The sequence below is a fragment of the Halorhabdus sp. CBA1104 genome (assembly GCF_009690625.1).
GTDB lineage: Archaea > Halobacteriota > Halobacteria > Halobacteriales > Haloarculaceae > Halorhabdus.
Genome location: NZ_CP033878.1, coordinates 1,462,609 through 1,488,203 on the forward strand (window position 1 = coordinate 1,462,609; position 25,595 = coordinate 1,488,203).

The window sequence follows — 25,595 nt, forward strand, 5'->3', positions numbered from 1 at the left end:
GATGGCCAAAGCAGAACAGAACCCCTCTGACGAGCAGGAGGTCATGAAGGGTACCTCGGCCGTGGCGAAAGGTGTCATGGCCGCAGACCCCGACGTCGTCTCGGCGTACCCGATCACGCCCCAGACAGGGGTCGTCGAGAAGCTCTCGGAACTGGTTGCCGACGGCCAACTCGACAGCGAGTTCATCAAGGTCGACAGCGAATTCAACGCCGCTTCGACGTGTATTGGCGCGTCGGCCGCTGGCGCACGAGCCTTCTCGGCGACGTCCAGTCAGGGCCTGAAACTGATGAGCGAACCGCTGTTTACGGCGGCTGGCATGCGCCTGCCGATCGTGATGGCGGTCGCCAACCGGTCGCTGTCGGCCCCGCTGTCGATCTGGGCCGACCACACCGACGCCTTCGCCGAGCGGGACGGCGGCATGCTGCAGTTCCACGCCGAGGACGTCCAGGAAGCCATCGACCACGTGCTGATGGGCTTTCGGGTCGCCGAGCAGGTCAACCTGCCCGTCCTCTCGAACTTCGACGGGTTCATCCTGACCCACGTTCAGGAACCCGCGGACATCCCCAGCGAAGAGGAGGTCAGCGAGTTCCTGCCCCCGCGTGACCCCGAGTTCACCCTCGACCCGTCGGATCCGAAGACGATGGGTGCTTTCGCCCGGCCCGAACACTGGACGGAAACACGGTACGCGATCCAGGAAGCGATGATGGAGTCGAAAGACGTCTGGGCCCAGACCGTCCAGGAGTTCAAGGAGGTCTTTGGCCGGGACTACACCGAGTACAACGGGATGCTCGACACCTACCACGGCGATGCTGATTACCTGCTCGTGGCGCTGGGCTCGATCTGCGGGACGATCCGCGGTGTCATCGACGAGTACCGCGCCGAGGGTGTCGACGTCGGCCTCGTCCGACCACGCGTCCACCGCCCGTTCCCGACCGAAGAGCTGCGAGAGGCCTTGGGCGATGCCGAAGCCGTCGGCGTCCTGACCAAGGAGATGTCGCCCGGCTACGAGAGTGCGCTGGCCGGCGAGATCAAGGGCACGCTGTATCACGCCGAGAACCAGCCCCCGATCAAGAGCTTCGTCATCGGCATGGCTGGCCGAGACGTCAACGCCCCGGAGATCGGGACGATGATCGAGGAAACCATGGAAGCATCGGCCCCGATGACCTTCGAAGAGCAGGAATCGTGGCCCCAGCTGCGTGAGGAAATCCTCAACGGAGGCGATCAGTAATGAGTTCAGACCTGCAAGATCAGGACTTCACCGACGAGGTGGAACACGGCGAGGAACTGTGGAACCCGGGCCATCGCGCCTGTGCCGGGTGTGGTCCCGCCCTGGCGATGAAATACATCACCGAGGCGGCCGGACCGAATACGATCGTCACGAACGCCACGGGGTGTATGGAGGTCGTCTCGACGCCGTTCCCCGAGAGTTCCTGGGGGACGAGCTACATCCACAACATCTTCGAAAACGCTGCCTCGGTGGCCGCCGGCGTCGAGGCCGCCTACCAGTCGTTCGACCGCCGGGATCCCGATCACCTCGATGTCAGCGACGAGGACGACCTCAACATCATCGCGATCGGTGGCGACGGTGCCACGGCCGACATTGGCTTCCGTGCCCTGTCTGGCATGATGGAACGTGGGCACGACGTCACCTACATCATGTACGACAACGAGGCGTACATGAACACGGGCGTCCAGCGCTCCAGTCAGACGCCACTGGGCGCGTCGACGACGACCTCGCCGGCGGGGACAGAGAGCATCGGGAACGACACCAACAAGAAGGACATGGCTTCGATCGCGGCCGACCACGGCGTCGAGTACGTCGCGACGGCCTCGATTTCGAACCCCCACGACTTCAAGCAGAAAGTCGAGAAGGCCCTTGAGATCGACGGGCCGAAGTTCCTGCACGTCTACTCGCCGTGTCCGGTCGGGTGGAGCTACGAGTCCTCGAAGACGGTCGAACTCGCCGAGCTAGCCGTCGAAACGGGGCTGTTCCCGGTCTTCGAGATGGAGAACGGCGAGATCACTAACGTCAACAAGATCAGCGACCGCAAGCCCGTCCGGGAGTGGCTCGAAACCCAGGGTCGCTTCAAGCACCTCTTCGAAGGCGAAGAGGGAGAGGAAACGATCGAAGCACTCCAAGAGTGGATCGACGGTCGGGCCGAAGACCTCGGTCTCGACGCCTGAGCTGACCCCCAATCAGTCGCGTCTATTTTCCTTTTTGTCGTCTCCGGAGAGCGTCCCGACCCACTCGTGTATCGCGCTGGCCACCACGGCTCCACCGGCACGGACGGGCGCCTGCCACTATCAGTATGTGAAACGGTGGTAGAAGAATATATATGCATCATCTTTTAAGATACGTGTATGGTTGATGCTCACACGCGGAAGCTTCGTGCTGTGGTTTCATTCCAGCTCCTGCACGTGATTTGGCAGGCTGTACTTCCCGTGGTTGCCCCGCCGTCACTGTACCCAATCCTGGCCGGTGGTGGGTTCGTCCTCGCGAGTATGGTACTCGGCTATGCGTTTCTCGACCAGCGGCGACGGATCGAATCGCTCTCGAAGACACGCGAGACGTTACGCTCGCGAGTAACAGAACTCGAAGACGAGCGGACGAGCCTCGAAGAGCAACTCGCCGATGCCCGGACGGAACTCGAAGCGCTTCGTTCGAGAGGCGAGCGGGGACCCCAGTCTGGAGTCACGGCGCTGACCCCGGATGGTGGCGTCGCCGCCACGAGCGTCGACTCCATCGAGGATATCGACGAGTACCTATCTCAGAGTGCAACAACGGCCAAAGCGGCCAGCGATGGAGATCTCACGGTTCGGCTCGACGCCGAGACGCCTTCGGAGGCACTCAACGAACTCGCAACCGAGTTCAACGCGATGGCGGCCGCCTTCGAGCAAACGATCGAAACAGCGGGGGACTTCAGTGGTGATGTCTCGGGATCGAGCGAACAGGTGACGACGGCGACAGAAGCCGTCCGGGAGGCCAGCGAAAGCATGGCCGACAGCGTCCAGCAACTCGCCGACGCTTTCCACGAGCAGCACGGACAGATCAACCAGATCTCCGACGAGATGAGCGAGATGTCCGCGACGATCGAAGAGATTGCGGCCTCATCAGACGAAGTCGCCGAGAAGGCAGACCAGACCGAACAGCGAACCGTCGAAGGAATCGAGGCCGCCCGCGACGTCAGCGATGCGATGGACGAGGTCGACGAGCAGACCGAATCCGTCGTCGGGACCGTCGAGACGCTCGACGATCAGATGGGTGAAGTCGGACAGATCGTCGACTTGATCGACGATATCGCCGAACAGACGAACATCCTTGCGCTGAACGCCTCGATCGAGGCCGCCCACGCATCGAGCGGCGATAACAACGGATTCACGGTCGTTGCCGACGAGGTCAAGAGCCTCGCCGAAGAGACCAAAGACGCGACCAACGAGATCGAAGATCTCATCAACGACATCCAGGCCCAGACCACCCAGGCAGTCGAGGAAATCCAGACGATGCGTGAGACGGTCGGGGAGGGCCAAGAGACGATGGACGAGGGCCTCCAAGCGCTAGAATCGATTCTCGACTACGTCCAAGACACCTCCAGCGGGGTCAAAGAGATTTCGAGTGCCACTGACGATCAGGCAGCCTCCTCCGAAGAAGTCGCCAGTATCGCCGACAGTGCGGCCGAAGTCAGTCGCGAGAACATGCAGGAAGCCGAGAACGTCGCTGCCATCGCCCAAGAGCAGACCCTCGCCCTCGGCGAGATGTACGTCAACGCGAAGATGCTGACCATGCGAGCCCAGCAGCTCTCGGCGCTGTTCGAGCGCTACACCACCGAGTAACGACGGGCTTCCCGGGAGGATCGCTTCTTTGTCTTGATCGGAATCACTCATCACCGGCTAGCTGCTAATAGAGTTGCAGTAATATGTGCGGAGTGTTCACACGCCAGGGGCGTGGATACCTATCGCCATCGTCACTCGGTCGGCGACGATTCAGGGGCAGTGTCTTCGACGTCGCTCGGCGTAGGGCCAGCGGTATCGGGAGACTGTGCGTCCGCCGGGAGAGTCTCCTCGGCCGCTAAGCGTTCGGCTGCGCTGGCCATCGCCTGGGCAGTCTGGTCGACGTCATCGAGCACGTCTGTGGCGTGCAGTTCCATTTCGCCACGAGCACGGATCGTCCCTTCGACGGTGGCATTCTCGTGAAGTTCGACGTTCTCGGCTGCAATGTCTCCCCAGATGTGGACACCAGGGCCGATCCGGACCGTCCCGCTGCGGGTCGTGACGTCACCTTTGATTTCGGTTGCCCGACCAACGGTCACGTCCTCGCGCGCCCGGAGGCTGCCAAAGACGGTCGTGTCCCGGCCGACCGTGAGCGACTCAGCGCGGAGATTGCCGTGCAATCGACAGTCGTCACCGATCAAGGCGGGTGCCGAAACCCGCCAGGCGTCGTCGCTGACGTGGGCGTTTCGCGGAACGATCAGCGGGTCGTGTTCGGAGTCGGAACCGACGACTGATTCGAGGGTCTCTTGGGCAGCCTCCTGTTCACCCATCCGGAGCAAATGCGAGAGGTAGACAAACAGGAAGACGATCGTCGGCATCGGGTTCCGGATGACGATCCAGCCGTTTGCCTCGAAGCCGTCTTCGATCTCGACGTCGTCGCCGATATCCAGATCACCGGCAACTTTCAACTCGCCACCGATATGCACCCGCTCGCCGAGATAGGCATCCCCGCCGACCAAGACATCTGCCTCGACGTCAGACCACACGTCGAGTCGGCAGTCACTTGCGGCCTCGATGTGGCCGCCAAACCGGACACGCTCGCCAGCGACGACCGTCTCGCCGCGAACGCCGAACTCGACCGTACTCTGGCCGCCGACGATCACGTCGCCGTCGGTGACGAGATCGTGCTCCTCGACGGTCGTCCCGTCGGGGATCGCGAGTTCTTCGAGCGGCGTCGATCGAAGCACACATCTAGAAGAGAAATCAGGCATCTTAAACCCCAAGCCCGCGTCTGACGGTCGTCTGACGGAGACAACGAGAGTCGAGAGGTACTCCGCGATGCTTTTATCCACGAACACGTAGAGTCGACCATGACCGCCCTGTCTTTCGACGATCACGGCGTCGACGTCGTCTACGAGGGGACCGACTTTCGTCTAGAGAAAGCCCTGATCGAAGACGCCGTCGGCAAGGCCTATCCTGACGTGACCGACCACGAAGTGTTGCAACTCGTCGATCCGGAACCGGCACTTTCGGGTGAGCCACAGCGTATCGCCGAGATTATCGACTAACGGAGATGAGAGAATCTGCGCCCATCACGGACCAAACCACTAAGTAGCAGTTGCGAGTGATTTACGACGAAGAGATGCCGTTGCTCATCGATATCAGGAAGCTGCGAGTGATCAACCAACTGATCAAAGCGGGGGCGGAAAATGCGGCGACATCCCTCGGTTCGCTGGCAGGTGTCGACGCCACCGTCGAGATCAAGAGCCTCTCGTTCGTCGAGCCACCGGACATCGGCGCCCAAATCGGCACTGAAACGGTCTACAGCGCCAGTATTCGGCTCAAAGAGCCACCTTACGGCATCTTCCTGATGACCTTCTACGAGGAGACGGCTGCCGAAATGGCCACGTTGCTGACTGGGACAACCGTCGACGGCGAGTTCAACCAGTTACAACAGAGTGCTCTCCAAGAAGTCTGTAACATCCTCACCTCCGGGTTCGTCGACGGGATCGCAAACACCCTCGGGACGACCATCGACATGAGTACGCCGACACTGAAGCAGGCCTGTGGTGACGAACTCGCCGATGAGATGCTCTCTCACGTTCGCGTCGATTCGGTCTCGATCGTCCTCGACAGTATCGTCGACGTCACTGACCAGGCCGAGGAGTTCAAGATCCGCCTCTTCTTGATTCCCGACCCCGGCGCATTCGTCAATCTACTCGATCACCTCTCGGTCGGTGAGATCGACGACGACGATACGGAAGCCGATCCAGTGTTTTGAAAGGTCGCCACCCCCGATTCGTGCCTATGGCACTGACAGACGCGCTGGTCGCCGGATTACACGTCACGTTCGCTGGACTGTGGACGGGGAGCGTGCTGTTCGTCACGTTCGCCGTCGTGCCAACCGCACTGGACGGTCGAATCGATAGCCAACCACTCTCGGCGATCACCGATCGGTTCAAACTGATTACGCGAGCGAGCGTGCTCGTGACGTTGCTGACTGGTGCCCACCAGGCCACAACGGGCTACACTGTCGACAGTCTGCTGTCCTCGCCTCGCGGGCACCTGGTCGTGACAATGGTCGTGCTCTGGCTGGTACTCGCTGGCCTCTCTGAGGTCGGTGCAGCAAAGTTGACCAACGGAACCCAACAACGGAAAGTCCGGACGCCGGCCACACAGGCACGCCCGTTCTTCCTCGCCGCCTCGCTCGTCGCTATCCTCCTCTTGCTCGATGCCGGCGCACTGGGCGCGCCGTGGTGACCGAGACGGAGACAAGAGACGACCGATCACAGCAGACGGGGCCACACGAAGAGCGGCCCTCGCTCTCAGATGTCTTCTGTCGGGGCCGCCGGTGCGTTGCGTTTGACCCCGTCGATAGCGTTCCAGGCTCCCGAGCGGTCGGCATATCCTTCGCCACTGTCGGCGATGATGTTCCCGTTACGGTGGCGAAGCCGCCAGCGCCACTCACCGCCCGCATCCTCGTAGACTTCGAACGCGGCGGGCGTCACGTCGAGGACGTCCGCATCCGGCGCGTAGTTCTCGACGCGCTCGACGGCATCCGCGGCCTCACTGCGCTCGGTGTAGCCCTCGCCGCTGTCGGCGACGATCCGGTCGTTTGTCGATGAGAGTCGCCAGCGATACTCGGCGGCGTTGTCCTCGTAAATCTCGAAGTCGAGGCTGTCGAGATCTTCCTGGATGCGATCGACCGCACGGCGGGCGTCGTGGTATCGCGAGTAGCCCTCGCCACCGTCGGCGAGGATGTTGCCGTTGCGATGAACCAGTCGCCAGCGATATTCGCCGGCGTTGTCCTGGTAGATCTCGAAGGCAGTCGGATCGAACCGGAGATACTGGGCCGGCCCGACGTACTCCCTAACGCTGTCGATTGCCCGGGCAAGGTTTGCCCGTGAGTCATACCCCTCACCGCCGTCGGCGAGGATGTGTCCGTTGTCGTGTCGAAGCCGCCAGCGATATTCGGAGGCGTTGTCCTCGTATGCCTCGAAAGTGGCCTGACTTTCGCGGTCTTCGGGCGGCTCGAAGGGGTCGTCTTCGGCCGGGAGTTGTGCTTCCTCTTCGATGAGCGTGACAGTCGCTCCGAGTGCGTCCCGACGGATACTGGCGAGACCATTCTGGGCGTTATGCTTTTGTGTGTACCCCTCGCCCGAGGTTGCGGTAATGTTGCCGTTACGGTGGCGAAGCCGCCAGCGCCACTCACCGCCGGCGTCCTCGTAGAGTTCGAACCGGGCCTGACTCTCACGAAGCGTTCGGAGTTGTGCAGCCAGGTCCGCCTCGTCGGCTAAGGTGGCCGAAAGCTCGGCCCGGAGTGTCTCCAGTTCGCGAGCGAGGTCTTCCTCGTCAGCTTCGGCATCCGCAATGTGACCACGCAAGTCGTCGATGACTGATGCCAGATCGGACTCGTCGGCAATCGTGTCGTCGAGTTGATCCTGGAGTTTCGAGACATCTTCCTCCGCGCGAGTGGTGAGCAACGGCGCGAAGACGCCACCGAACGTCATCAAGAGCAAGCCCAGTGCATAGACGACAATGATCGGACTGGACCGTGGTCGCCAGTTGTCCGGATACGCGACGAGAAACCAGATAATTCCCCCAACAGTCACCAAAACACCGGCAAGCACCAGCAGGGAGCTGTACTCTCGCAGCGGCAGCCGGACGATCGATCCGGCGAGCAACAGTGACAGCCCCAGTGCGGCGATGACGATTGCCCAACCCCGGATCGAGCTGGCTGGTTCGCTCGGGATCAACAGCAGGATGCCGAGAACGCCGAGCAATGCCCCGAGAACGAATATCCAATAGCCCATCACTTCGTCTTCGGTGGCTGGGTCACCGATCCGCTCGCGATACCACGTGACGAGCAGCTCGTTGCTCGATAAATCAGTTGCCATAGTATGTTCGTTCACTTATACAGACAGACAATACTTATAGATTGGTGCAGAACCATTACCAATACCGATTCGGGGCGACGATCACAGCCGAAGGAGAACTTCTCGATAGACACGCCCAGTGCACGGACGAGGTGCGCCGAGTCAGATCACAACGCAGGTGGGGCACTGAGCGATTTGAGGGTCCACGGACGGCGTCAGGTGGCTTCGAAGAGGTCAGTCGAGAGATACCGCTCGCCGGTGTCCGGGAGGACCGTCGCGACGACTGCGTCGTCGGGATAGTCCTCGGCGACGTGTTTCGCTGCGTAGGCAGCGGCCCCGGCGGAGATACCGACGGCAAGCCCTTCCGCACTGGCGAGGCGGCGTGCCTCGGCGAGCGAATCCTCGCGTTCGACAGTCACGACTTCATCGAGAAGGTCGGTCCGGAGAATTTCGGGGACGAATCCGGCCCCGATGCCCTGGATCCCGTGACTCCCCGGCTCGCCACCGGAGAGGACGGCCGAATCAGCGGGCTCGACCCCGACGATGTCTACGTCGGCCTCGACATCTTCGGTGAGGTACTCGGCAACGCCCGTAATCGTCCCACCAGTGCCGATTCCGGCCACGAAGGCGTCGAGTTCGCCATCGGTATCCGCCCACAGTTCCGGTCCCGTCGTCTCGCGGTGAGCGCCCGGATTGGCCGGGTTCTGGAACTGCTGGGGAATGAAGGTGTCGTCGTATTCCGCAGCGAGTTCCTCGGCCCGTTCGATAGCACCGTTCATGCCACCGTCGGCGTCGGTCAGTTCGAGATCCGCTCCGAGACCAGCCAGCAGTTGCCGACGCTCCTCGCTCATCGATGCAGGCATGGCGAGGACGAGATCGTACCCCTTGGCCGCACAGACGCTGGCAAGCCCGATCCCGGTATTGCCGCTGGTGGGCTCGATGATAACGGTATCGTCGGTAACCTCACCGGCTTCCTCGGCGGCTTCGATCATCGCTCGACCGATCCGATCTTTGATCGAATACGGATTGAACGATTCGACCTTCGCGAGGACCGTCGTTCCCGTCCCGTCGTCGAGTCTCAGTAACGGCGTCTCGCCGATCAGTGCAGTGATATCGTCTACGACGTCCATCGTAGTCGTTAGTTTTGCAGATCAATATTTAAGGCCGTCCGAAACTCCCAGCAGACGGGAATACTAGTCGGGAATGTGCGTATCGAGAGACCTGCCGTGACCGATCTACTCACCGCCGACAATCACAGTTCGGCGACTAATTCGTCCATCAACTTCGACTGGGCAGCTGCGAGGTGTTCGGTGAACGTCGAAGAGTCGATGCCCAGTTCGTCGGCAACGTCCGTCGCGTTTGCCTCGCGTGGGTACGAGAAATAGCCCATCCGATAGGCCGTTTCGAGGACCTCTTGCTGGCGGTCGGTCAGCCGGTTGCGGTTGATCGGAACGACATCAGCACTCCCCTCCTCGTCGCTCTCGACTTGCAGGAGGTAGCGGATTCGTACTGAGCCGTACCGCTCACGAAGGTCTGTAACGAGGTCTCGCAGGTCTTGGATCGCCGTAAGATGCAACGAGAGCACGAGCGAGCCATCCTGGGCGCGGATCTCGGAAATCGGATGGCTGCTCTCTTCGACGAATTCACAGACACAATCGAGCGGTTCGTGGCGGAACCGATAGACACTGGCCGACCGATACTCGAACAGTTGCGAGAGCCGATCGTCAGCCAGTGCCGTCTCACCGCTCGCAGTGAATTCTTCGGTAATCGCGTCCCCGTCCTGGCCCGCCCGTGAGACCGATGTAAGTGGTCCCTCCGCTCGCTCGGAAAACTCGGCGACCGGACAGGTCTCCGGTGAGAGAACTTCGACTTCGGCGCGCATTCCCGGCATCAGTACGTACAACTCTGGCCGGACAGGGCATAACCGAACGGGCCATTCCCATCGACTGAAAACGGTATCATGGACCCCTAAAGGGGCAATATCGACCGATTGTTCTGTTTCGGCCCCTCGGTGTCGGGCGGTCGAGACAGGTAGCCAAATGGAAAAGAACTTGGCACGGGGACTGCGATGCCCAGGGTATGAAAGCCGTCGTACTCGCCGGTGGGTATGCGACGCGATTGTGGCCGGTGACCCGAAATCGACCAAAAATGTTGCTCCCGATCGGGGAGACGACCGTCATCGACCGGATTCTCGACGAACTGGAGTCCGACGACCGGATCGACGACGTGTTCGTCAGTACCAACGAGCGCTTTGCGGACGATTTCCTCGACCACATCGCGGACACAGACCTCCAGAAACCGACGTTGTCGGTCGAACAAACAGTCGAAGAGGACGAAAAATTCGGTGTGATCGGCGCGCTCGCCCAGTTGGTCGAGCGGGAAGGCCTAGAGGGCGAAGATCTCCTGGTTGTCGCCGGAGACAACCTGATCAGCTTCGATCTGAGTGACTTCCTCGATACGTTCGAGCAGCGCGAACAGCCAACGCTTGCAGCCTACGACGTTGGCTCCCGGGAGCGAGCCAAATCCTACGGACTGATCAACGTCGAAGACGACCGCGTCGTCGACTTCCAGGAAAAGCCGGACGACCCCGACAGTACGCTCGTCTCGATCGCGTGTTATGCCTTCCCCGCAGAAGACGTCAGGTTCGAGGAGTACCTCGAAGGAGGCAACAATCCGGACGAGCCCGGCTGGTTCATCGAGTGGCTGGTCGACCGTGGTGAGGTCTACTCGTTTGCGTTCGATGGGGCCTGGTTCGACATCGGCACGCCCGAAAGCTATCTCGAAGCGATCCGCTGGACGCTGGAAGGTGACAGCGTCATCGCCGACAGCGCGACAGTCGTCGACTCGACGATCGGTGACAACGTCCACGTCCTTCCCGGCGCGACCGTCGAAGATTCGACGGTCTCGGAGTCGATCATCTTCTCTGATGCCACTGTCAAAGACTGTGAGATCCACGACACGATCATCGATCGGGGGACCCACGTCGAGCACCTCGATCTGGCTGGCGCGCTCATCGGTGCTCACACCCAGATCACCAACGGCGCCTGAGAGTCTCCCGCGTGGGATCGATGCGGTTTAGGAGTCGATGGCGACTGGCTAGGCTAACCAGGCGTCGTCGATCCGAAGGTGTCCCCGGGTCCCGTCCCAGACAGTCTCGGCGTCGAGTTCGATCGGCCGATCCATGTGTGGCCCATCGGTCACCAGCGTTTCGAACTCGCCGCCTTCGCCCAGGACGTGGACGCCGTACTCGTCGTTGCGTGCGAGCAACTCATCGAGTGCAGCCGCATCGAGTTGTCGACCGAGCCACGAGTCGTCCAGGCCGGCGGCGGCGACCTGAATGATGCGGATTTCGAAGCCAGCGTCGAGCATATCCCTGGCGAGCGTCTCGGGCTCGCGCTTCCAGAGAGGAGCAAAGAGATCGGCATCGAGTCGCTCACACAGGCCTTCGATACGGGAGGTCTGGAACTCGCTTTCGACCGCCCCGGCGACGACTCCGCCCACGCCACCCGAGAGTTCGGCGTCGAGTTCACGGACGGCCGCTTCCAGTGGTTCGAGTTCGGCATCGCCTTGCGCTGTGGCGTCGGTGGCATCCTCGGCTTCGAAAGCGTCCGGGTGGACATCGACGAGCGGAATGCCGACGCTGTCCGCAGCCAGCGTAGCCAGCTCCGTCGCTGGAACGTGATACATGTAAGAGTCGCCCTGCGGGTGGACCGTTACGAGTCGCTCGACGGGTAGATCCTGCTGTAGGGCCTGATAGAGTGCCCACGAAGAGTCTTTGCCGCCGGAAAAGAGGCTAAGCCACGCGCCGTCAGTCATACACCAGCGTCGCGCGCGACCGGATTTAGACTTGCCGGTCGGGACGAGCGGTAGACCGTGATCGTCACCGTGCCACACGCCGAAACGTGCCGAGTGCCGCCAAGCGATTCGTACACCGGCCGCCGGTGGGCAGCGTCGAGAGACTGTGCGCACCCGCTTGCCTCACAGGTCGGTACGCGTGATTCGATCGTCCCAACTGCTCGATTGGCAGCCACCAATAAGGCGAGCTAACCCCGCACTGAAGTGAACGTGCGGGCCTGCAGTGGATCGCCGAGAGATGGGTAGTTCTCGTAGACGCCGGGGACGTAAAGGCTATGCCCGCGGCGTTCGCGGTCAATAGTATGTTGCGAGAGTGGCGTGCTGGGACGGTCGAGCCGGGCGGCGAGAAGCCCGAGGCGGACGACTGGCCCGCCGTCGATGTTCCGGGGAAGCCTAGCGAATTCGCCGGCGCCGACGCAGTAGCCTACCAGACGACGTTTCCAGATCCCCGTGGAGACGAGGGAGAGCACGCACTGTTGGTGCTCGAAGGCGTCTACGCACACGCCCGAGTATGGCTCAACGACGCGTTTCTGGGCGAACACGACGCCTACTTCGAACCCTGTCGGCTCCGGCTCGATGCGGACCTCCAGGCTGAAAACGAACTGATCGTCGAGTGTCGGCGACCGGACGACCGGTTTGGCGGGAGCTACGAGAGCGACCGTGTTCCGGATGCCGAGTCCGTCCCTGGCATCTGGTGGAACGCAGACATCGAGACCTACGGCGACAGCCGAATTCTGGACCTCTCGGCGCGCCCGCGAGTCGACGAAGAGGGCGCTCGCTTCGAAGTCCGGACGACGGTCCTGGCCGAAACGGCACTCGAAGACAGCGTGACGTTCTCGGTCAAGCCGGAAGGCAGTCGCCGGGGGCGCGGGATGATGCAACGGACTGGAGTCACGGCTGCACCCGGCGAGCGAACGACCGTCGAACACACGATCGAGATTCGCGATCCGGCCCTGTGGTGGCCCCACGAATTGGGCGACCAGTCTCGGTACGTTCTCCGGGCGAAACTCGACGACGAGCGCACAGTCACGACGGGACTCTGTTCGGTGGAGTACGACGAGGAGGCCGGCCTGAAAGTCAACGGCGTGCCGGTGAGTGCCCGCGGAATCAACCTGCTGGCTGCCGATCCCGCAGACGTACAGCGAGCGGTCGACCTCAATGCCACAGTCGTTCGCGCCCAGGCACACGTCCCCAGCCCAGCAGTCTACGAAGCAGCCGACGACGCCGGCGTGCTGGTCTGGCAGGACCTGCCCTTGACCGGGCCAGGGCCGTTCGACGTCGAACGAGGCCGAGATCTGGCGAGAGGACTCGTTGCTGCAAACGACCACCATCCGAGTCTGGCCGCCCTCGGCGTCCACGACGATCCCGTCTCGCTGGCCGAGGATGGCCTCGGGTCGGGGATCGTCGATCGACTGCGGCTTCGCTGGCGGCTGTGGCGTGCCGAATACGACCGCGAGGCGGCAGATGCCGTCGCCAGCGCAGTCCCTGACTGGCTGGTGACGATCCCCGTGATCGGCCAGCCGGGGATCGACGCAGACGCGACGGCTCTGTTCCCCGGTTGGGAATACGGCACAGCGGCGGACATCGACCGGTTGCTGGATCGGTATCCGGCGATCGGTGACGTCGTTGCCGATTACGGGGCCGGCTCGCTCGGTAGTGCGGAGTCTGCCAAAGACGTCCCTGGATTCGACCACGAGCGCCACGATCAGCGGGTGGACGGTGATCGAGACGCTTCCCACACATACCAACGGGACGTGCTCAAGACCGTCACCGAATCGCTCCGCCTCCACGATGCAGACTTGTTGATCGCTAGCGGATTGCGGGATCTCGCTGGTGCCGGGATGGGCGTCATCACTGACGAGGGAGAACCAAAAGCTGGATACGATACCCTCGAAACGGCATTCGAGCCGGTGCAAGCGATCGTGGACGCGCCGACGGCAGGCACCGAGACAGAGCTAGTCGTTCGTAACGACCTCCCCGAAGATGTCTCGGGCCGGGTAGCCTGGGAGACAGGCGACGTTAGCGGTGAGGAAGAATTTGCCGTCGAAGGAAACGAGATGACGGTCGTCGAATCGATCACGGTTCCGGCGGACGCAGCCCGTATCGAAACCTCTCTGGCTACCCCTGAGCGATCCGTGTCGAACACGTACCACTTATAAAAAACTATGGTACTGTTTCACATCCGTGAGTACGAGGGCCAAGTCTATGATATGCCCCGGCATGCCCCAAAGTGACCGGAATCTTTAAACCCTGGCCTCTTGTAGTAGCAGTTACCTGAACGCTTCAAGCGTTCGGCAGTACCGTGCGACGCCCAGAATGACAGGGAACCTACTTATCAGGAGTCAGCACGCCTGGAGTCGCGAGACTGTCGAACGCCGAAGCGGGAACGGCACAGAGAGTTAACTATGACAGATTCGATAGACCAATCCAAGAACGTATCAGTAACAGACGAGGAACTCCAGAACAAGTCGAAAGGCGAGCTCATCAAGCTCGCTGGACAGCTACGGGATCGGCGGAACGATCTCAACCAGATGGCCTCCGAGCGGGCCTCCGAGCGTGACGACCTCAACGCAAAGACCCGCGAGAAAGTCGACGAGGCCCAGGAACATCGCGAGAAGCGCGACGAGCTCAACGAGCAGGTCCAAGAGCACAAGGAAAGCCGCAACGAGCTCAACGCCAAGGCAAACGAGCTGTTCGACGAAGTCGAGCAGAAAAAAGAGGACCTCGAGCTCGACGAGGGCAAAAGCGTCGACCAACTCGAAGAGGAAATCGAGGATCTCGAATTCAAACAGCAGACGGAAGTACTCAGTACCGAAGACGAGCGCGAGCTGATCGAGAAGATCGAGGAAAAGCGGGAGCAGCTCGCCGACCGGAAGGAAAAACTCGACCAGACTGGTGACGTCGATGAGATCAAAGCCGAGGCCCAGGAGATCCGCTCTGAGGCCAGCCAGCACCACCAGAAGGTGACCGAACTGGCTGATGAGGCCCAGGAACACCACAATCAGATGATCGAGGCCTATCGCGAGGCCGACGAGGTCCGCGACGAGGCCGACGAGATGCACGAGAAGTTCGTCGAGGCCCAGGAAGCTGCCGACCAGCACCACGAGGACTTCGTTCGTGTCCAAAAGCGCCTGCGCGAACTCGACGAGAAAGAGGAAGAAGAGGAACGGTCGCGCCGCGAAGAAGAGAAAGAAGCTGCCCGCGAAGAAGCCGAGGAGATCTACCAGCAGTTCAAGGACGGCGAAACCCTGGAGACCGAAGACCTGATGAAACTCCAGAAGACCGGCCTGCTGTAATCGCGTCAGAGACGATAGTTCTGCGGCCGGCGTCTGTGAGGGAGCGAGTGACGAGGATTTTTATGGAATCGCAGCCACCACTCGATTGTGAGCACCCTGGTGGTGTGTCTGGACCGCGGTGGGGACCTCGCGACAGCCACCGAACCGCCCGTCGTCGGGTACGAAGCTGTCGAATCGTTAGTCACTGAGTTCGGTGTCGAGGACCCGGAAGACAGTCGAGTGAACTGTCTGCTCGAAGGGCTCCGGGTTGTCCAACGACTAGAAGACGACGGCGAGGAGGCGACCGTCGCGGTCGTCTCCGCCGGCCCCGACGCCGTGGGCCTGGATCGGACGGTCGCTCGACAGACGGACGAACTGCTGGAGACGTACGATCCAGACTCGGCGATCGTCGTGACCGACAGTGCCGAAGATCAGCGACTGGTCCCGATCATCGAAAGCCGAGTGACCGTCGATGCCGTCGATCGGGTTGTCGTCCGACAGGCACGGGACATCGAATCGACGTATTACCTGCTCAAGCAGTTTCTGGCCGACGAAGAGCTCCGCGAGACGGTTCTCGTGCCGGTCGGTGCTGCACTGTTGGCGTTGCCAATCTTGCTGGTCGTTCTCAACAGCGTCACGATGACTGTCGGAGCGATCGCGGCGGCGGTCGGCCTGCTGTTGCTGTATAAGGGGCTTGGCATCGACGAGTACGTCGCCAACGTCCCGCGTCAGGTACACAACGCCCTGTATTCGGGACAGGTATCGTTAGTGACCTACGTCGTCGCGGCGGGGCTGGGGCTGATCGGGATATTCGTCGGTGTGCTTGGCGTGTCGGCCACCGCTTCGGACGCCGAAGTGATCTTGGCGATGCGGTTCGGATTCGACAGTGTCCCGTGGCTGACAGCCGCAGCGCTGGCAGCCAGTACTGGTCGGTTGCTCGATGAACTGATCCGCCACGAAGGCGTCCGGAGTGCGTACCTGAACCTCCCCTTTGGCGTCGTCGCTGTCGGCCTCGTCGTCAGGGGTGTGACCGGGTACTTCCTCGAGCGAGCAGCCGTCTTTGCCTCAGTGACGATCTCGTCGTTCGACCTCGGGCCGATAGTCGTCGAGGGATTCACCCTCTCACCGAGCGCTCGCCTCGCGATGTTCCTGCTAGCCGGGATCTTCGTCAGCCTCGTCGGCGTCCGGTTTGCAGCCTACGTCAGCGGTGCAGGCGTTGAAGAGGAACTCGCCAACGAGGGCCAGCCCTGAAACGCGGTTCTCAAGTGACCGGACCCGAACGGACGTGCATGGACGAAATCGTTCACGCACACGGGCACGAACACGTCACGGCGACCCATCAGAGTACCCTAGAGTTCACCAGCGACGACTACTTGACGCCTGCAGGAGACTGTATTCTCGGTATCGAGGCCGATCGTGTCCCTACCGATTTCGACCCGGAATTCGTCGCGGCCTGCCGGGACCCTGAAGCGACGATCACGGCAACGATCGAAACGGACGAGTACCGGCACGTCATCGAGGGGAGCGGACACCCGGACCTCCACTTCGAGAACGAGCGAAGCATGGTGATCCGCACCAGCGACTACGTCGACGACCGGACAGTCATGGTCGGGGCCGACGGCGCTGCTACCGACGTCGATCGTGACCTGATCGACGCACTGGCGGAAGGCGCGTCAGTAACGCTAACACTCAGTGTCGAATGAATTGATTACTCGACTGGAGTAGAGCCCGTTGGACGACGTGCACTGAAGGCGATAGCAGTGAGAAGCGTTCCGGCCGTTTTTGGAAGTGCGACGCGAAAACCGGCATATGAGTAAGGACCCGGAACCGGATCGAAACATCAGCGGGGGCGCCGCTGGCGGCGGCGCGGAAGTATCGTGTAGCGGCGAACGTACGGATACCCGTGGGGCAGCGGTCGTCGATCGGCTCGGGGACCGCTACTGGGAGAAGACCTACGGCGGGCGGGATGCCTTCGAGTGTCTCGTTCGGACGATCCTGAGTCAGAACACCAGTGACGCGGCGAGCCAGCCCGCCCACGACGCCCTGCTGGAACGATACGGTGACAGCGAGGCGCCACGCCTCACAGAAGCATCGAACGCCCAACGGAGTGAGTCCCGAGACGACGGGACCGATCTGGTAGCGGCACTCGCCGACGCCGACCAGGCGTCTCTCGCAGAGACGATCTCCGGGGCCGGACTCCACAATCAGAAATCGGCTCGGATCATCGATATCGCCCAGCGGATCCGGTCGGAATATGGTGGGGAGGCCGCGTTCGACGCGTTCCTCAGAGGCGAGCCGGCCGAATCAGTCAGAGAGACGCTACTCGATATGACCGGCGTCGGGCCGAAAACCGCTGATTGCGTGTTGCTGTTTGCGGGCGGCCGGGATGGGGTCTTTCCCGTCGATACACACGTCCACCGGATCTATCGCCGCCTGGGGATCGCCCCAGCTGGGGCCGACCACGAACGGGTCCGTGAAATCCTCGAACGTGACGTGCCCGACCAGCACTGTGGGTTCGGCCATACGGCGAGCATCCAGTTCGGTCGCGAGTACTGCTCGGCGCGCAAGCCTGCCTGTCTCGACGGGCCCGAAGCCTGCCCGCTGTACGACCTGTGTGATAGGGTCGGAGTCGATCCAGCTGCGAGCGAGGTCGTCGACCCAGCCGAGGCCAACCAGTAACTGCCGGCCAGCCAACGACCCTAATTTTTTATTAGTATTGATCGTAGACTACGGCATGGCGCCGTTCGACGAGTATTTTCGTGCCGTCTCGACAGAATTGGTCGATGCCTACGAGGCGGCCGACGGTTTCGAACACCAACGGGATGCCAGAGCTGCGTTCCTCGAGACGTTCCTCGAAGCGGTCTATCCAACAGCGTACATCAACGAAGGCGGCGAAATCGTCGACGCGAGCGGTGAGCAGAGCAACCGGGCCGGGATTGTCCTCTACGATCAACACCTCCCGGTTCTGTCCGTCAGCGGCCACGATCGGTATTTGAGTGCCGGCGTCCACGCACATATCGACGTCAAGGCAGACCTCTTTGGCGAAATCGATCACGCACTGAGCAAGGTCGACTCGATCAAGCGACTCGACACCGATCGGATGCCCATCGATAGAGACCTCGAACAGCGAGACCACCACTTCACCGCCGTCGTTGCCTACGACGGTCCAGACCCGGACGTCTTCAAAGCGGCCGTCCTCAAACACTACGCCAACCGAACTGGCCTCAGCAGTTGCGCGGACCTGATTTGTGTCCTCGGCGAGTACGTGATGCTCACCACCTACCGCGGCCAAGATCCGGGACTGACCTTCCTCCAGACCGAGCAAGACAGTCTGATGGTGGGGTTCGTCAACCTGGCTGGGGCCGTCTCCACAAACTACTGGCGACGCCGGCCGCTCATCGCGGCGTACATGAACCGCACAGAAGCCGAACAGTTCTAACTGGCCCGGGCGTCAGTTCATCGCCGTGTCGATGCGTTCGAACTGCTCGTCGGTGAGTGCGACCTCGACAGCGCCAAGATTCTCCTCAAGCTGGTCGGGCGTACGAGCACCGATGATCGGGACGATCGTCAGATCCTCGTGAGCCAACAGCCAGGCCAGTGAGATCTGTGCCGGCGAGGCATCGGTCTCGTCGGCGACGGCCCGGATCTCTTCGAGGACGTCCCAAGCCTCCTCTCGGAGGTACCAGTCTGCGAAGTGATCGTCGATGTCCCCGCGCGAACCGTCCGGCGCACGAACCTCGCCATCGCCGACACGCTCGTACTTGCCAGTCAGGAAGCCGCCGTGCAGCGGCGAGTACGGGCAGACTGCCAGGTTCTGGTCGGCACAGACATCCAGGTACTCCGCGACTGGCTCGCGGTGGACCGCCGAGTACTGTGGCTGCGTGACGGTGACGGCTTCGTAGTTGTTGACGTCGGCTTTCCAGAGACCCTTGGTGAGTTTCCAGGCGTCGGCCGTCGAGAGGCCGACGTAGTTGACTTTGCCCTCGCCGATCAGATCGTCGATCGTTCGTAGCGTCTTCTCGATTGGTGTCTCGTCGTCGAAGCGGTGGAGATACAGGATATCCAGGTAGTCCGTATCGAGTTTCTCGAGAGAGCCTTCGACCTCGGCCCGGACGTTCTTCGCCGAGAGGTTCTCCTGGAATCGAGAGACGTCCGACCAGTAGCACTTCGAGGCGATCACGAAGTCCTCCCGGTCGCGCTCTGCGAGCCACTCGCCGATCCAGCGCTCGCTGTCGCCCCCGCCGTAGCCGTTTGCGGTGTCGATGAAGTTCCCACCCAACTCCGCGTAAGCGTCGAGCAGTTCGTGGGCTTCCTCCCGGCCCGTCTCGACGACGCCCGTCTCCTCGTGTTCCATCCCGAACCGCCACGTCCCCAGAGCGATCGGTGATACCTCGAGTCCAGTTGTGCCGAGTCTGACGTACTCCATATCTATTGGCTAGTGCGCCGCCCCTTTTAACCCTGATGTGATAATTCGTATCAACTGCGATCGGTCGGGGCACCGTGGCTCCGAACGCGATGCCGAAACGCCAGGGGACGTTACTGGGCCGGTCGAACGGCCAAAACGAGCATCGCGACCGTGATGAGCACGAACGCGATCAGCGAGAGATTCGGGATCGAGAATCCGTATATTTCGTACAGAACGGTCCCGCAGCCACCGCCGCCCAGCGTACACTGACTACCAGTGGCGGCCGACAGTTGCAACAGAGAGTGGTAGGCGGCGATCGCGCCACCGGCCACCGACAGTGGGAGGACGGTCCGGTAGACTGCACGGCGCCCGTCGACGACAGCCATCCCGAGGACGACCACCAGCGGGTACATCAGGATCCGTTGATACCAGCAGAGTCGACACGGGACCAATCCGAGCCCGAGACTGAGATACAGACTGCCAGTCGTTGCGACGAGGGCAACCAGCGTGGCAAACAGCAACAGCGGCCGAGGACGCTCACTGACCCACGCTCGACTCGCCGACGCCAGACGGGGCGTCTCATCGTGCATGGTAGCCGAAATTTTCGGTGCGTACCTAAATCAACCGCTTCGAAGCCATGGGCGGACCAAATCAGACAAACCGGAAGGTTTCGAGATTCTTGGGCGCGAACGTCCGCATGTTGTACTCGTGGTAGAGTGCCGAAGAGAGGTCCTGGACGGACGATTCGTCACCGTGGACACAGAGAATCTTCTCCGGGCGGGGGTTCATCGTCTTCACGAAGTTCTCCAAGCCCTGCCGGTCTGCGTGCCCGGAGAAGCCATCGACTGTTTCGACGTTCATCTTCAGTTTCAGAGTGTTGGCACGGCCGTTTCCGTTGCCGAGTGGAATCTCGTCCCAACCGTTCTGGATACGCTGCCCCAGGGTACCCTGGGCCTGGTACCCGACGAACGCAAGCGTCGAGTCCGGATCGGGACCGAGGTGCTCGATCCAGGACATGATCGGACCGCCTTCCATCATCCCCGACGTCGAGAGAATGATCGACGGGCCTTCGTCGACGACGTCCTGGCGCTCGTCTTCCCCGCCGTCGATGTGGTTGAACTGGTCGGCCAGGAAGGGGTTCTCGTCCTCGTGGAAGATCCGGTCCCGAAGGTCATCACGGAGATACTCCGGATAGGTGCTGTGAATGGCCGTCGCCTCCCAGATCATGCCATCGAGGTGGACTGGCATCTCCGGAATGTCGCCTTCACGCATCGCCTCTTCTAAGACGAGCATGAGTTCCTGGGAGCGACCGACGGCGAATGCCGGAATTAAGATTTTCCCACCTCGGTCGTAGGTGTTCTGGATGACCTGTTGGAGTTTCTTCTCGGAATCAGCCTGGTCGGTCTGATAGTCGTTGCGACCGCCGTAGGTCGACTCCAGCACCAGCGTCTCGACGCGCGGGAACTCGTTTACAGCCCCGTTGAACAGCCGGGTGTCCTCGTAGTGGATGTCCCCCGAGAAGGCGACGTTGTACAGTCCCTCACCGATGTGGAAGTGTGCGACCGACGAACCGAGAATGTGTCCGGCGTTGTGCAGGGTGAGTTTGATGTCCGGCGAGATGTCAGTGACGTCGCCGTACTCGATCGGGATGGTGTGTTTGATCGCCTCCCGAACCATCTCCGAATCGTAGGGCGGCGCGCGTCCCTCTTTGGCCGCGACATCGAGATAGTCGAGTGTCAACAAGCCCATCAGATCGCGAGTCGGTTCAGTCGTATAGATCGGCCCGTCGTAGCCGTATTTGAACAGGAGCGGGATGAGCGCAGAGTGATCGAGGTGGGCGTGGGTGAGGACGACCGCATCCAGCGAACTGGCACCCGAACCGAGCGCCTCAGGCACCTGAAGGTACGGCACTTCGCCCTCGGCCCCGGGTTTGTCGCCACAGTCGATCAGCACGCGCGTTTCGGGGGTCGACAGGATAAACGAAGCACGACCGACCTCTCGACAACAGCCAAGCGTGGTGATCCGAACCCACTCGTCGTCGGACATCTCTTCGCGGTGGATCTGCCGGCCGACGCGTTCGAGGATATCCCGTCGTTCGTCCCGCTCCTGGGTGAGGAAGCTCCGGACGTTCGAAACTGTCGACGACTCGATGGGCGGCGTGCGGACGACATCGGGCGTCCAGCCGACCTCTCTGGTTATCTCCCGGAGAGTCGCGCCGTGGCGGCCGATCACCATGCCTGGCTTCTCGGCTTCGACGATGACCTCGCCAGTGTCCTCGTGGAAATCCAGGTCGGTGACCGTTGCCTCCTCGGGGATCACCGACATGATCTCCTCTCTGGCCTCCGGTGGCGGGGTCAAGACGTCAGGGTCGGGCCGAACAGTAATCCGTTTGCGGAGTTTCGAAGCCAGTCGGCGGATCAAATCACCGTTGTCCGCGAACGTCTTCGGATCCCGCGTGTATACGATCAGTTTCGGCCCTTCGTAGGTGACGTCCGTGATCGAGATGTTGTTCGGTACTTCGCTTTCGATCGTCTCCTTGGCGTCTTCGAGTTGCTGATCTACGTTGCTCATAGCTGCAAAAAGTCCGCACTGCCTTGCCCGCCGATACGCCGACAGGACGATGCCCACGGCCCGGAAGGCAACTGCCGTCGGTATGCGGGACGGCGACTGATTAATAGTGTCATGATGCGATAGTGCTGCGCTCGCGATCGTGCTAGTCCGGACCCATCTGAGTAACCAAGAGAGCCCGGAAAACCGATCTCGCCTCAAAATATTCCCCTCGGATTATAAAAACCTTCGGAAAAGACAGGACAGAGCCGACGACCTGGCTGGGAATGGGAAATCACAGCGAGTCTGTGCGCCGTCTCAGCCGACAACTGACCGCGATTCCAATGGCTCTTGGCACTGGCTGGCCTACCGGCCCCTATGCGTGTCGAGCAACTCGGGGACGGGGAGCCGGAACTGGCGATCGTCGCAGCGGTCCACGGGGACGAGCCCTGTGGCGTCCGCGCAGTCGACCGCCTCGTGGCCGACGAGTCGACCGTCGAACGCCCGGTCCGAGTAATCGTCGCCAACGAGAGCGCCCTCGAAGAAAACGTTCGCTACGTCGATACCGACCTCAACCGAGCGTTCGACGAGGAAACACCGGGTGACGCCCACGAACGTGAACTGGCCAGCGAGCTGGCTGACGCTGTCCGTGGCTGTACAGTCCTCTCGATCCACTCGACGCGATCGGCCGCAAAGCCGTTCGCGATCACGTCAGGGCTCGACGAGATCGCCCGCCGAATCGTCCCTCATCTCTCGGTCCGGGCGCTGGTCGAGACCGGCGTCAACGCCGAAGGGCGGCTGTTCGCCGCCGAGGCCGATATCATCGAAGTCGAAGCCGGCTACCAGGGCTCGGAAGAAGCCGCAGAGAACGCCTATCGGCTCGCCCGGGAGTTCCTCACGACGACAGGCGCACTGGCAGGCGACACGATCGCCCACGATCTGGAAGTCTACGAGCAGGGGAAGCCAGTCGAGAAGCCCCCAGCCGACGAGTACGAGGTCTTCGCCGAGAACTTCGTCCACGTCGACGCCGGCGAAACCTACGCGGCGGTCGACGGCGAAGGGATCGCAGCCGAGGACGGGTTCGACCCGATCTTGTTTTCGGCGTACGGGTACGAACACATCTTCGGATATCGCGGCGCATTCGCGGGGACGCTCCGAACCACCGAGGACGGGACCGCGACGCTGACGGCCGACTGAAGGGCGGTTTCCGGTCGGTACACCTTGCGTCCCGAACACGGCGGGTTTATGCCGTCGCTCGCGGACACACAGGTATGAGCGGCGAGCAGGCTTCGATCACAGAGGTGTCCATCTGTAACTGGGGCACCGACCGGCATCGGGGAATGATGCCGTATCACGGATAAACGCTCGCTCGAAACAATCAGGCCGATTCGAACCAAGTTACGACAAATGTCCGAACAAGAACTCGGTATCACGACGAGCAAAGAACACGAAACAGGCGAGTGGTACGCAGAACTGGTCCAGAAGGCCAAACTGGCCGATTACGCCCCGATGGGCGGGTTCATCGTTACCCGCCCGCGCGGGTACGCCATCTGGGAGCGCCTCCAGAACCACCTCGACGGCTGGTTCAAAGAGACTGGCGTACAGAACGCCTACTTCCCGATGTTCATCCCGGAGTCATATCTCGAAAAGGAGAAAGACATCGTCGAAGGATTCGACCCCGAAGTGGCGTGGGTCACCGAGGGCGGCTACGACGAACTCGAAGAGCAACTGGCCGTCCGACCGACCAGCGAGAGTATCATTACCCCATTTCTCTCCCAGTGGACGCGCTCTCACCGCGATCTCCCGATCCGCATCAACCAGTGGTGTAGCGTCGTTCGGTGGGAAGCCACCGAGACCAAACCGTTCTTTCGCACCAAGGAATTCCTCTGGCAGGAAGGCCACACCGCCCACCACGACCAGGACGGTGCGTGGGAGGAGATGGAAACACGCCTCGACCAGTACGAGCGCCTCTACGAGGACGTGCTGGCGATGCCCGTCCTGACCGGCCGCAAGCCCGAACACGACAAGTTCCCGGGGGCACACACCACGATGTCCGTCGAGGCGCTGATGCCCGACGGCAAGTCCGTTCAGGGCGGGACCTCCCACTATCTGGGCACCTCCTTCGCCGAGGCCTACGACGTCACGTACATCGACGAAGACGAAGACGAACGGACCGCCCACACGACCTCCTGGGGGCTGTCCTGGCGGGCACTTGGCGCGCTGTTCATGACTCACAGCGACGATCAGGGACTCGTCCTCCCACCCGCGCTCGCGGATCCCCAGGTCGCGATCGTTCCGATCTGGGACGACGAGACCAAAGACGAGGTGCTCGAATACGCCGAGGGTGTCGCCGCCGACCTCGAAGACGCTGGTCTCCGGGTCGAACTCGACGACCGCGAGCACCGCAACCCCGGCTTCAAGTACAACGAGTGGGAGCTGTACGGCGTCCCGCTCCGTCTGGAAATCGGCTCCTACGAGGTCGAAGACGAGGAAGTCACGCTCGTCCACCGGCCCGACGGCGAGGAACTCACTGCCGACCGCGATGGCGTCGCCGAGACCGTCGAGGACAACCTGGAGACGGTCTTCGCGAAGCTGTACGCCAGCGCCGAGGAAACCCTGGAGGGTGAGATCCGTGAGGCCGAATCCCGCGAGGAGATCCTGGGCACGATTGGCCAACACGGCGGGTACGTCAAGTGTGGCTGGTGTGGCGACGAAGACTGTGAGGAACCCATCAAGGACGCGATCGCCGCCGAGATCGTGATGGTTCCGAAGGATCGGGACGAAGAACCGATCCACGACGACTGTGCGATCTGTGGCGAGGAGGCCAAAGAGACTGCCTACTTCGCGAAAACCTACTAAACCATCTTTTTCCCGCTCGGGTTCGCGCAAAGCGCGAACCTCTCGCGGCAAAAACATGGGTGAAAAAGGCCGACGGCTCGACCGCCGGTCTCGCCGTCGGTGAACCGCGCTCACTCCGTTCGCGCGGACAACCGTCCGCATATACGTTCTTTTCCTGTCATAGAAATATTCACAGCCGATTACCTGCAGTGCACTCCGAATAGTCAAATGTTGCGGTCGATATAGTTACGGAAGCAGTGCAAGATATAGAGCATACATTCAGCAGGGGTTCGCACCTGCTATCCAAAACGCGATTCGAGTATTCCAAAATAGATGGATGAGCATTCCAAATAAGATAGCCGCGACAATATTCAGAGTGTCTTGGCGGCTTAATGACCGACTTCCGTATTTAAACACTACTGTCGCTATGACTGCGCCTGTCGTCATATGCATCAGAATCGGCATGAGAGCAGTCACATTGAGAGTAAATGATAGAATTATCTTGCTCAATGATTCCACAATTCCTACTGTTAGCCCACCCAGCAAGCCGAATTTCAAAGGGTTTGATCGTGCCCTCCATGTTTGTGATTT

General features: G+C 61.4%; 23 protein-coding genes. 15 read left to right on the top strand and 8 right to left on the bottom strand.

The genetic code is table 11. The features are described 5' to 3' along the window. The first annotated feature begins 1 nt into the window (after position 1). The 3 genes from Hrd1104_RS07405 (at position 2) to Hrd1104_RS07415 (ending at position 3,831) form a co-directional block, all read left to right on the top strand. Complete coding sequence (locus tag Hrd1104_RS07405; protein ID WP_154552150.1) at positions 2–1,228, top strand: pyruvate ferredoxin oxidoreductase; 1,227 nt, start codon at positions 2–4, stop codon at positions 1,226–1,228. Beyond that, entirely contained in the window at positions 1,228–2,184 is a 957-nt protein-coding gene (locus Hrd1104_RS07410) for a thiamine pyrophosphate-dependent enzyme (RefSeq protein ID WP_154552151.1), read from the top strand. The genes Hrd1104_RS07405 and Hrd1104_RS07410 overlap by 1 nt, the downstream gene beginning before the upstream one ends. A 177-nt stretch (positions 2,185–2,361) precedes the next feature. Then, complete coding sequence (locus tag Hrd1104_RS07415) at positions 2,362–3,831, top strand: methyl-accepting chemotaxis protein (protein WP_154552152.1); 1,470 nt, start codon at positions 2,362–2,364, stop codon at positions 3,829–3,831. Between the two features lie 131 nt (positions 3,832–3,962). On the opposite strand, the gene Hrd1104_RS07420 is transcribed toward Hrd1104_RS07415, so the two are convergent. After that, entirely contained in the window at positions 3,963–4,979 is a 1,017-nt protein-coding gene (locus tag Hrd1104_RS07420) for a polymer-forming cytoskeletal protein (protein ID WP_154552153.1), read from the bottom strand. A gap of 99 nt (positions 4,980–5,078) precedes the next feature. Between Hrd1104_RS07420 and Hrd1104_RS07425 the strand changes: the two genes are divergently transcribed. The 3 genes from Hrd1104_RS07425 (at position 5,079) to Hrd1104_RS07435 (ending at position 6,468) form a co-directional block, all read left to right on the top strand. Further along, positions 5,079–5,276: a DUF5800 family protein gene (locus Hrd1104_RS07425; protein ID WP_154552154.1), complete on the top strand. Its 198-nt coding sequence runs from the start codon at positions 5,079–5,081 to the stop codon at positions 5,274–5,276. 74 nt (positions 5,277–5,350) lie between these two features. Beyond that, positions 5,351–5,989, top strand: coding sequence for a chemotaxis protein CheC (locus tag Hrd1104_RS07430; protein ID WP_154552155.1), 639 nt, complete (start codon positions 5,351–5,353; stop codon positions 5,987–5,989). A 26-nt stretch (positions 5,990–6,015) separates the two neighbouring features. Further along, positions 6,016–6,468: a CopD family protein gene (locus Hrd1104_RS07435; protein ID WP_154552156.1), complete on the top strand. Its 453-nt coding sequence runs from the start codon at positions 6,016–6,018 to the stop codon at positions 6,466–6,468. A 65-nt stretch (positions 6,469–6,533) separates the two neighbouring features. On the opposite strand, the gene Hrd1104_RS07440 is transcribed toward Hrd1104_RS07435, so the two are convergent. The 3 genes from Hrd1104_RS07440 to Hrd1104_RS07450 form a co-directional block, all read right to left on the bottom strand. Then, positions 6,534–8,105 (bottom strand): DUF1508 domain-containing protein, encoded by a 1,572-nt coding sequence (locus Hrd1104_RS07440; RefSeq protein WP_154552157.1) that lies wholly within the window; start codon positions 8,103–8,105, stop codon positions 6,534–6,536. A gap of 194 nt (positions 8,106–8,299) precedes the next feature. After that, positions 8,300–9,214 carry a cysteine synthase A gene (cysK, locus tag Hrd1104_RS07445; protein WP_154552158.1) on the bottom strand — a complete coding sequence of 305 codons (915 nt, stop codon included), beginning with the start codon at positions 9,212–9,214 and terminating at the stop codon, positions 8,300–8,302. Positions 9,215–9,336: 122 nt separating this feature from the next. Then, positions 9,337–9,975, bottom strand: a complete 639-nt coding sequence (locus tag Hrd1104_RS07450) for a helix-turn-helix domain-containing protein (protein ID WP_154552159.1) — start codon at positions 9,973–9,975, stop codon at positions 9,337–9,339. A gap of 188 nt (positions 9,976–10,163) precedes the next feature. On the opposite strand from Hrd1104_RS07450, the gene Hrd1104_RS07455 reads away from it, so the two are divergent. Beyond that, a complete protein-coding gene (locus Hrd1104_RS07455) occupies positions 10,164–11,132 on the top strand; it encodes a sugar phosphate nucleotidyltransferase (RefSeq protein WP_154552160.1) in 969 nt (322 codons plus the stop codon). A gap of 48 nt (positions 11,133–11,180) precedes the next feature. Here the strand turns inward: Hrd1104_RS07455 and Hrd1104_RS07460 are convergent, their stop codons facing one another. Continuing rightward, the gene (locus Hrd1104_RS07460; RefSeq protein WP_154552161.1) at positions 11,181–11,900 is read right to left on the bottom strand and encodes a diphthine--ammonia ligase; all 720 of its coding nucleotides are present in this window, start codon (positions 11,898–11,900) and stop codon (positions 11,181–11,183) included. A gap of 314 nt (positions 11,901–12,214) precedes the next feature. Between Hrd1104_RS07460 and Hrd1104_RS07465 the strand changes: the two genes are divergently transcribed. The 6 genes from Hrd1104_RS07465 (at position 12,215) to Hrd1104_RS07490 (ending at position 18,653) form a co-directional block, all read left to right on the top strand. After that, positions 12,215–14,098 carry a hydrolase gene (locus Hrd1104_RS07465; protein WP_154552162.1) on the top strand — a complete coding sequence of 628 codons (1,884 nt, stop codon included), beginning with the start codon at positions 12,215–12,217 and terminating at the stop codon, positions 14,096–14,098. A 246-nt stretch (positions 14,099–14,344) separates the two neighbouring features. Further along, the gene (locus Hrd1104_RS07470) at positions 14,345–15,235 is read left to right on the top strand and encodes a coiled-coil protein (RefSeq protein WP_154552163.1); all 891 of its coding nucleotides are present in this window, start codon (positions 14,345–14,347) and stop codon (positions 15,233–15,235) included. 87 nt (positions 15,236–15,322) lie between these two features. Further along, positions 15,323–16,465 carry a DUF373 family protein gene (locus Hrd1104_RS07475; protein WP_154552164.1) on the top strand — a complete coding sequence of 381 codons (1,143 nt, stop codon included), beginning with the start codon at positions 15,323–15,325 and terminating at the stop codon, positions 16,463–16,465. A 38-nt stretch (positions 16,466–16,503) separates the two neighbouring features. Next, positions 16,504–16,917 carry a DUF371 domain-containing protein gene (locus tag Hrd1104_RS07480; protein WP_154552165.1) on the top strand — a complete coding sequence of 138 codons (414 nt, stop codon included), beginning with the start codon at positions 16,504–16,506 and terminating at the stop codon, positions 16,915–16,917. Between the two features lie 106 nt (positions 16,918–17,023). Next, a complete protein-coding gene (gene nth / locus Hrd1104_RS07485) occupies positions 17,024–17,893 on the top strand; it encodes an endonuclease III (protein WP_154552166.1) in 870 nt (289 codons plus the stop codon). A 55-nt stretch (positions 17,894–17,948) separates the two neighbouring features. Further along, positions 17,949–18,653 carry a DUF6602 domain-containing protein gene (locus Hrd1104_RS07490; RefSeq protein WP_154552167.1) on the top strand — a complete coding sequence of 235 codons (705 nt, stop codon included), beginning with the start codon at positions 17,949–17,951 and terminating at the stop codon, positions 18,651–18,653. Between the two features lie 12 nt (positions 18,654–18,665). On the opposite strand, the gene Hrd1104_RS07495 is transcribed toward Hrd1104_RS07490, so the two are convergent. The 3 genes from Hrd1104_RS07495 to Hrd1104_RS07505 form a co-directional block, all read right to left on the bottom strand. Beyond that, entirely contained in the window at positions 18,666–19,640 is a 975-nt protein-coding gene (locus Hrd1104_RS07495) for an aldo/keto reductase (RefSeq protein ID WP_154552168.1), read from the bottom strand. A 110-nt stretch (positions 19,641–19,750) separates the two neighbouring features. After that, on the bottom strand, positions 19,751–20,209 hold the full coding sequence (locus Hrd1104_RS07500; RefSeq protein WP_154552169.1) for a disulfide bond formation protein B: 459 nt from the start codon (positions 20,207–20,209) through the stop codon (positions 19,751–19,753). Between the two features lie 61 nt (positions 20,210–20,270). Continuing rightward, positions 20,271–22,190, bottom strand: a complete 1,920-nt coding sequence (locus tag Hrd1104_RS07505) for a beta-CASP ribonuclease aCPSF1 (protein WP_154552170.1) — start codon at positions 22,188–22,190, stop codon at positions 20,271–20,273. Between the two features lie 354 nt (positions 22,191–22,544). Between Hrd1104_RS07505 and Hrd1104_RS07510 the strand changes: the two genes are divergently transcribed. Beyond that, complete coding sequence (locus tag Hrd1104_RS07510; RefSeq protein ID WP_154552171.1) at positions 22,545–23,363, top strand: succinylglutamate desuccinylase/aspartoacylase family protein; 819 nt, start codon at positions 22,545–22,547, stop codon at positions 23,361–23,363. A 210-nt stretch (positions 23,364–23,573) separates the two neighbouring features. Further along, positions 23,574–25,025 (top strand): proline--tRNA ligase, encoded by a 1,452-nt coding sequence (gene proS / locus Hrd1104_RS07515; protein WP_154552172.1) that lies wholly within the window; start codon positions 23,574–23,576, stop codon positions 25,023–25,025. Positions 25,026–25,595: the final 570 nt, after the last annotated feature.